The sequence below is a fragment of the Collinsella aerofaciens genome (assembly GCF_040920445.1).
In the GTDB taxonomy this organism is placed as follows: domain Bacteria; phylum Actinomycetota; class Coriobacteriia; order Coriobacteriales; family Coriobacteriaceae; genus Collinsella; species Collinsella aerofaciens_BH.
The window spans coordinates 2,071-10,125 of record NZ_JBCOTQ010000066.1 but is presented as its reverse complement, the minus strand read 5'-3'; the positions used below and the strand labels follow the sequence as shown (position 1 = coordinate 10,125).

5 protein-coding genes are annotated in these 8,055 nt (G+C 58.3%); 2 read left to right on the top strand and 3 right to left on the bottom strand.

What is annotated here, in order from left to right; all coding sequences use genetic code 11:
- Positions 1-14 precede the first annotated feature (14 nt).
- Entirely contained in the window at positions 15-602 is a 588-nt protein-coding gene (locus tag AB5405_RS08935; protein WP_368138242.1) for a 4Fe-4S cluster-binding domain-containing protein, read from the bottom strand.
- Positions 603-1,118: 516 nt separating this feature from the next.
- Here AB5405_RS08935 and AB5405_RS08930 point away from each other — a divergent pair.
- Complete coding sequence (locus tag AB5405_RS08930; RefSeq protein ID WP_055285289.1) at positions 1,119-1,592, top strand: FHA domain-containing protein; 474 nt, start codon at positions 1,119-1,121, stop codon at positions 1,590-1,592.
- A gap of 451 nt (positions 1,593-2,043) precedes the next feature.
- Positions 2,044-5,583 (top strand): pyruvate:ferredoxin (flavodoxin) oxidoreductase, encoded by a 3,540-nt coding sequence (gene nifJ, locus AB5405_RS08925; protein WP_117646394.1) that lies wholly within the window; start codon positions 2,044-2,046, stop codon positions 5,581-5,583.
- A gap of 283 nt (positions 5,584-5,866) precedes the next feature.
- On the opposite strand, the gene AB5405_RS08920 is transcribed toward nifJ, so the two are convergent.
- Together AB5405_RS08920 and AB5405_RS08915 are read right to left on the bottom strand one after the other, a co-directional pair.
- Complete coding sequence (locus AB5405_RS08920; RefSeq protein WP_368138241.1) at positions 5,867-7,228, bottom strand: ATP-binding protein; 1,362 nt, start codon at positions 7,226-7,228, stop codon at positions 5,867-5,869.
- Positions 7,229-7,469: 241 nt separating this feature from the next.
- Positions 7,470-7,994 carry a hypothetical protein gene (locus tag AB5405_RS08915; protein ID WP_368138240.1) on the bottom strand — a complete coding sequence of 175 codons (525 nt, stop codon included), beginning with the start codon at positions 7,992-7,994 and terminating at the stop codon, positions 7,470-7,472.
- Positions 7,995-8,055: the final 61 nt, after the last annotated feature.

The window sequence follows — 8,055 nt, the reverse complement described above, 5'->3', positions numbered from 1 at the left end:
CCCATCATCGCGGTCTACGGGGTCAACGATATGGCACCGTGGGGACACATGTATGTCAATCCTGGTCTAACAGAGCCATAGGTAAAGTTTCTATTGGGGTATATTCTTTTTGAATAGTCGACCGTTTTCCATATCAGCGGCTCGTTAATCATGGGTTCCCCACCAAAAAAGACGATCGCAAGCGTTTCGTTTTCCGATGAACTTGCGACGAGGTAGTCGACCGCCTTGAAGGCTATCTCGTCTGTCATCAGCAGAGGAGACGTTCCATAATCTCCTTTACCGGCAAAACAGTAACTACAACCAAGGTTGCATGCATGTGAAACGTGGAGTTCGATGGATCTAAGTTTTCGAGGCGTGTCTTTTGTTAAGAAAGTCCGCTCAGACAATCGTTGATACTCATCAATGTCGTCTTCAAGTTCTGCTATGGTCGTTTGGTCGTAGCCTTTCGCAGCAAGTGACTTTGTTAGCAACTTCGAGTTGACCGTTCTTCCCGATGCTTCAAATATGCGAAGCGCATCTTCTGATGCTTGGTCAACCTGAAAGCAATTGCGAGTGACCTCATCGAAGCAGTAACGACGATCACTTACTGAGAAAAAATGCATACGTTCCTCAATTTCATGCTGGACTGGCACTAACCTTGTTTATTGTCGCGCAGCTATAAAAAACCACCAGCGGGGATTCGGTGTGCGGCCCAATCGGACTCCCAAAAGGTTCTATTTGAGACTGGCAAGCTTTGTGTTGTTGGCACTTCGACAGCGCTCTTTATTCCAACATGGAGCCTCGCAGTTTGAGTCGACTTGCCTCTGGAAGGTCCGATCTTAACTTGATTTAGGATGAAAACAGATTACAGGCGCGCTCCTCTAGAAAGAAAGGAAACCAATCGCCGCCTTTCACCAGGAAAGTTTTCATAGCCCACCTCGAGCAAAATGAAAGATGCGAGAGCGATTGGGGAACAACGCGAATCTCCCCTTTTGGGTGGGAGCGAGCCTTCAGCCACCGGCGAACGACTCGCCCTGGTCAGAATCTGGAAGTGGTGCCGGGCCGCTTGGGCCTCCCCGGTGACTTCGTGGGGCTTACCTGCCTGACGTCGAGGAGTACATCCGCAAGATTCGTTCCCTATGCCGTTTGCTCTCACGCCCGCCTTAGTTCCAAGTCGGGCGAGCCGCCGCGCTCATGCGACCCGTGGCGGCGACACGTCGACGCCGCGCTCGCTGAGCACATCTTCGGTCGCGGGCGAGCACGAGGTCGCGCCGGCGCATCCGCTGGGACTGCTGTGCGTGCAAAACGGCTACGTGGTGAGCGTCCCGCGCTGGATTCAGCCGAGTGAGGAAGGCGTTGAGATCGGCGCGCTGGCAACGGGGGAGGGCGGCATCACCGACGACGTCTCGGCCCGCCATGCCCATATCTGGTGCGACGAGTCTGGCGCATGGTTTGTCGAGGACCTGTCGTCCACTAACGGCACCGTGGTGGTAAACGGGGCCACGAGTGTGTGTATTCAAGTAGAGCCCGGCCGCTCCGCCCAGCTCAACCCCGGCGACGAGCTCAAACTCGGCGAATCCACCACCTACGCCATCCTGCTCGGCGCCCTCTAGCCGGCAGTTAGGGACGTTCCTTTCCTGCCGGTACTTGGGGACACTCCTTGGCGCGTCAGAGCCAGTCGTCCGGGGATGGAGGGACCATTCTGGCCTTTGGCGGTCACCCGAGGTAAACCGTTACCGCCCGCCTATATTTGTCGAAATTACACTTAACGGCGGGGTACAATAAACCCGCATGCGGATTTCCGTTGCGGGCGCTTCCCATCGCCGGGGCGTGCCCGGGAGCATCCGGCATGCGGCCTTTGCGGCGCTCGGTCATGTGCAAGACGGGCGGTCGGGTCTGTGGGGCGCATCAGCTGTCCCTCGCCTCGGCATGTCTTCTCTCCACGCCACGTACCTGCTGCTGAGCCTGCCTGCCAGATGATTGGAAGCAACAGCGTAAATCCCATCACGCCAACATCCCGGCGATCGCCGGGGCCTGTATACCTATATGAGAGGAGAGGGGTATATGGCGCGTAAGTTTAAGTCTATGGACGGCAACGAGGCGGCCGCATATGTTTCGTATGCGTACACCGAGGTAGCGGGAATTTATCCCATTACGCCGTCCAGCCCGATGGCCGACCATGTCGACCAGTGGGCGGCCCAGGGTCGCAAGAACATCTTCGGCACCCCGGTCAAGGTCGTCGAGATGGAGTCCGAGGCAGGTGCAGCCGGTACCGTTCACGGTTCGCTGGGCGCCGGTGCTCTGACCACCACCTACACGGCTTCCCAGGGCCTGCTCCTGATGATCCCGAACATGTACAAGATCGCGGGCGAGCAGCTCCCGGGCGTCTTCCACGTCTCCGCGCGTTGCGTCGCTTCGCACGCCCTGAACATCTTTGGTGATCACTCCGACGTCATGGCCTGCCGCCAGACCGGTTTCGCCATGCTCGCCGAGGGCAACGTCCAGGAGGTCATGGACCTCTCGCCGGTGGCTCACCTTGCCGCCATCGAGGGCAAGACCCCGTTCCTTAACTTCTTCGACGGCTTCCGCACCAGCCACGAGATCCAGAAGGTCGCCATGTGGGACTACAAGGATCTGGCCGAGATGTGCGACATGGACGCCGTCCAGGCTTTCCGCGATCACGCGCTCAACCCTGAGCACCCGCATACCCGCGGTAGCCACGAGAACGGCGACATCTTCTTCCAGAACCGCGAGGCCTGCAACAAGGTCTACGACGAGCTTCCCGCCGTCGTCGAGGGCTACATGAAGAAGATCAACGAGAAGCTCGGCACCGATTACGGCCTGTTCAACTACTACGGCGCTCCCGATGCCGACCGCGTCGTCGTGTGCATGGGCTCCTTCTGCGACGTGCTCGAGGAAGTCATCGACTACCTCAACGCTCACGGCGAGAAGGTCGGCCTGGTCAAGGTTCGTCTGTTCCGTCCGTTCTCCATCAAGCACTTCGTCGACGTTCTCCCCGAGACCGTCCAGAAGATCGCCGTCATGGACCGTACCAAGGAGCCGGGTTCCATCGGCGAGCCGCTCTACCAGGACGTCGTCTCCGCTCTCTACGAGGCCGGCAAGACGGGCATCAAGGTCGTCGGCGGCCGTTATGGCCTGGGCAGCAAGGACACGCCTCCTGCGTCCGCGTTCGCTGTCTTCGAGGAGCTCAAGAAGGACGAGCCCAAGCGCGAGTTCACCATCGGCATTGTCGATGACGTGACCAACCTGAGCCTGCCCGAGGCCGAGGATGCGCCCAACACCGCAGCCCCCGGCACCATCGAGTGCAAGTTCTGGGGTCTGGGTGGCGACGGTACCGTCGGCGCCAACAAGAACTCGATCAAGATCATCGGCGACCACACCGACAAGTACGTTCAGGCCTACTTCCAGTACGACTCCAAGAAGACCGGCGGCGTCACCGTCTCGCACCTGCGCTTTGGTGATTCCCCGATCCGTTCGCCGTACTACGTGACCAAGGCCGACTTTGTCGCCTGCCACAACCCCAGCTACATCGTCAAGGGCTTCAAGATGGTCCGCGACGTCAAGCCGGGCGGCACCTTCCTGGTCAACTGCCAGTGGAGCGACGAGGAGTTCGCCGAGCACATGCCCGCCGTGGCTAAGCGCTACATCGCGAACAACAACGTCAACGTCTACCTGATCGACGCTATCGACCTGGCTGCCAAGGTCGGCATGGGCAAGCGCACCAACACGGTGCTCCAGTCCGCCTTCTTCGCGCTGGCCAAGGTCCTGCCCGCCGAGGACGCCCTGCAGTACATGAAGGACGCGGCTACCAAGTCCTACATGAAGAAGGGCCAGGCCATCGTCGACGCCAACCACAAGGCCATCGATGCCGGCGCTACCGCCTTCCGTAAGTTCGAGGTTCCGGCCGACTGGGCTACCGCCGAGGATGCCGCTCCCGTCGAGCTCTCCGAGGAGACCAAGTCCGCTATCGCCCAGCAGGTCAAGAACCTGCTCGAGCCCATCGATCGCATGGACGGCGACAGCCTGCCTGTTTCCGCCTTCGTCGATTGCGCTGACGGCCAGTTTGAGCTGGGCGCCTCCGCATACGAGAAGCGCGGCGTCGCCGTGGTCGTTCCCCACTGGGACGAGACCAAGTGCATCCAGTGCAACCAGTGCGCCTATGTGTGCCCGCATGCCACCATCCGTCCGTTCGCGATGACCGAGGACGAGGCTGCCGCCGCGCCCGAGGCTACCCGCACGCTCGACGCCATGGGCCCCAAGGCCAAGGGCATGAAGTTCACCATGGCCGTGTCCCCGCTCGACTGCATGGGCTGCACCAACTGCGTCAAGGTCTGCCCCAAGGGTGCTCTCGAGATGGTTCCCACCGAGCAGGAGATGGACCAGCAGCCTGTTTGGGACTACATGGTCGAGAACGTCTCCGAGAAGAAGGAGCTTATCGCGGCCAACGTCAAGGGCAGCCAGTTTAAGCAGCCCTACCTGGAGTTCTCCGGCTCCTGCGCCGGCTGCGCCGAGACCGCCTATGCACGTCTGGTGACTCAGGTTGCCGGCGACCGCATGTTCATCTCCAACGCCACCGGCTGCTCCTCCATTTGGGGCAACCCCGCTGCCACCGCTCCTTACTGCAAGGACAAGGACGGTCACGGCCCGGCGTGGAATAACTCCCTGTTCGAGGACAATGCCGAGCACGGTCTGGGCATGGCCGTTGGCTATGAGGCCGTTCAGCACAAGCTGATCGCCGCTACCCAGGACATCATCGCTGCCGATGGTCCGTCCGATGAGCTCAAGGCCGCCGGCCAGGCTTGGATCGACTCCGTCAACGACGCCGAGGCCTCCAAGACCGCTGCCGCTGCCTACGTTGCCGAGCTCGAGAAGTGCGGTTGCGACGCTTCCAAGGCGATCCTCGCCGACAAGGCTTACCTCACCAAGAAGTCCTTCTGGATCTTCGGTGGCGACGGCTGGGCCTACGACATCGGCTTCGGTGGCCTGGACCACGTCCTGGCTTCCGGCCACAACGTCAACGTCTTCGTCTTCGACACCGAGGTTTACTCCAACACCGGTGGTCAGGCCTCCAAGGCCTCGAACCTGGGCCAGGTCGCTCAGTTCGCCGCTGCCGGTAAGGTGACCAAGAAGAAGTCCCTGGCCGAGATTGCCATGAGCTACGGCTACGTCTACGTGGCGCAGGTCGCCATGGGTGCCAACCCAGCTCAGACCCTCAAGGCCATCCACGAGGCCGAGGCCTACGACGGCCCGTCCCTCATCATCGGCTACAGCCCCTGCGAGATGCACTCCATCAAGAAGGGCGGCATGCAGAACTGCCAGGCCGAGATGAAGAAGGCTGTCGAGTGCGGTTACTGGAACCTCTTCCGCTTCAACCCCGAGGCTGCTGCCGGCAAGAAGTTCTCGCTCGATTCCAAGGAGCCCGCGGGCGGTTATCAGGAGTTCCTGATGAACGAGGCCCGTTACGCTTCGCTGACGCGTTCTTTCCCCGAGCGCGCCGAGGAGCTCTTCAAGGAGAACGAGCAGGCCGCTATGGACCGCTACGCTCACCTGCTGAAGCTCAAGACGGTGTACAACGAGGCCTAGGTCTCTCACCGCAGGATCTGAGGGCTGACCTTCGCGGACGTCCTCGGACATGAAAGAACCCCCGCTGCGCACTACGTGCGGCGGGGGTTCTTTCGTCCTGCGGAGTGTCCGCGAAGGTTAGCCCTCAGATCCTGCTACGACTACGTCCTCGGATTGTGTGGCTGAATGGATGACGTGGCTGTGGGGGCCTTTTGTCCCCTTCGCTGTTTCGCGGCTTTGCCGCGAAACCACGCGTCACTTTGGGGATGGATGGAGGGCGTGGCTGGATTGCAGATTCAAATGGCTAGAGAGATATGGGCGCGAACGAGAAATCGTTATTGGGGTCATCCTTTTCCATAAACTCATCGAGACAAAACGTCATGTAGATTGGAACGTACAGAACCTTGCCCTCTTTGCTGAGATTCTCGTGGCTTAGTACAACGGCCTCGGGAATTTTGTACTCGCCCACACTCATCAGACGATCGAGGGCCGCGTGCGCTCGAACTTTCTTGCCCGATTTGACCTCGATTGGGACAACATGCCCGTGGGCGCCTTCGATTACAAAGTCAACTTCACCGACCTCACGCGTTTGGTAGTACCATGCATCCGCCCCGAGGGCAACGAGTTCCTGCGCGACCACGTTCTCATAGAGACCACCAAGGTTGGGAGTTTTCATATCAAGATAGACAGCGCGTGCAGTGCTGCCGGGGTATCGCGATGCGAGCATGCCTGTATCAGACTCGTATAGTTTGAAGGCTGTCGTTTTCTCCGTCCTCTTGAGAGGACTCCGTGGCTCCGTCACCCTGGCGACCATCAATCCAACACCTGCGTTAACAAGCCACAGGAAATCCTGCTCATATTTTTTAAGGCGAGCTCCCTCACCCAGAGACGAAACAACAAAGCGATGAGACTCCGCCTCAAGCTGAACGGGAATTTGCTCAAAAATCGACCGAACGTTAAACGCTCGAGTCGATGCATATTTTGAGATATCGCTTTTGTACTGATCGACCAGCTGAGTTTGAAGCTCACGTGTGCTCACGAGCGAATAACCCGAATCAATATAATTCTGAACGACCTCCGGCATGCCGCCGCAAACGATATAGGCTCTATAGTTCTTGAGCATCGCCTCATGAATATAGTTTTCGACAGGATGTTTCTCGACAAGGCAGCTGCGAATGCCTGCAAGCACATTCTCGCTTACGCTGTTTGCCCAACAAAACTCTTCAAAATCCATCGGGCGCATAACAATGTGCTCTACATACCCCACCGGAAAAGAAGAGATCCCCTTAAACTCAGTCCCAAGCATAGACCCCGAGAAGACATAGCTAAAGCGCCCATCCTCGACCAACGCCTTCATGAGTGTAACGATCTGCGGATACTCCTGAATCTCATCGACAAAGACAAGCGTATCGCCCTCAACAAGCGGCGCATCCGCAAGAAGGGCTACGCGGTTGATAAAGTCAACGGAGTTCTTTGCGCCAACAAGTGCATTCCTTGCTTCGACATCGAGTAGTAAATTGACCTCAAAATACGAAGCGTAGTTGCTTTTTCCAAACGCGCGAATCGCATAGCTCTTGCCAATCTGACGCGCACCAGTAACGAGTAATGCCTTATTGGAGTTATTCTTCCAGCTCAAAAGCCTATCAGTGACCTTACGGCGTAGCATTAAACCCCCAAATGACAAAAATTGACAGATAGAATCGCCTAAAATCATACAAAAATTGGCAGATAATATTGTCGTAAATATACAAAAATTGGGAGATAGAAAAGGTTCGAATAGGCCTCAAAGCCACTGAAACAGTGCTCTACTTTGCGAAGGGGCTGGGGACGCTGTTGGGTGCGTCTCCAGCCCTCTGATTCTTACTTTGGATCCCGATGGTGGGGTGTTGTCGGTGCTGCTTGCTTGGTTACCTTGTCTCGCCGGACTCCGTGCGTAGGCGGTAGCCGTGGACGAGGTCGCTAATGGCCGGCCAGGGAATCTGGCGGTCGACCCAAAATTGGAGCTGGACCAGATAGCGCTCGGTGGCGCGGGTGAGGGCTGCAAACTGTTCGTGAGTCTCTACCTGGGCGTAGAGGTCGCGGCTGTGGGCGAGGATTGCCGTGGTGTCATCCATTTTGCCGGTGACGTCGAAGGCGCCCGAGAACCAGTCGCACAGGCGCGCGGCGCTGTTGTTGATCGTTGCGAGGTCGGCGGTGCCGTCGTTGGCGTTTTCGTTGGCCTGGGCTCGCAGGAGGGAGAGGGCGTCGGCGGCGTTCATGCAGTAGCCGACGGTGAAGTTCCAGACGGCGAATTCGCGGCCTGTGTCGAGCTTGCGGCGGCGCATGTAGTCGATATCGCGTGGTTCCTCAAGCATCATCTGGTCGGCGAGGGCCTCAAGTGCAGTGGTGTACTCGGCAAGGTCGAGTGCGAGCAGGGTGTTGATATCCATCATCTTTAGGCCTCCGCTTCGATCTCGACGATTTCGTTTTTGATGTGCATGCCCTGGTTGTCCC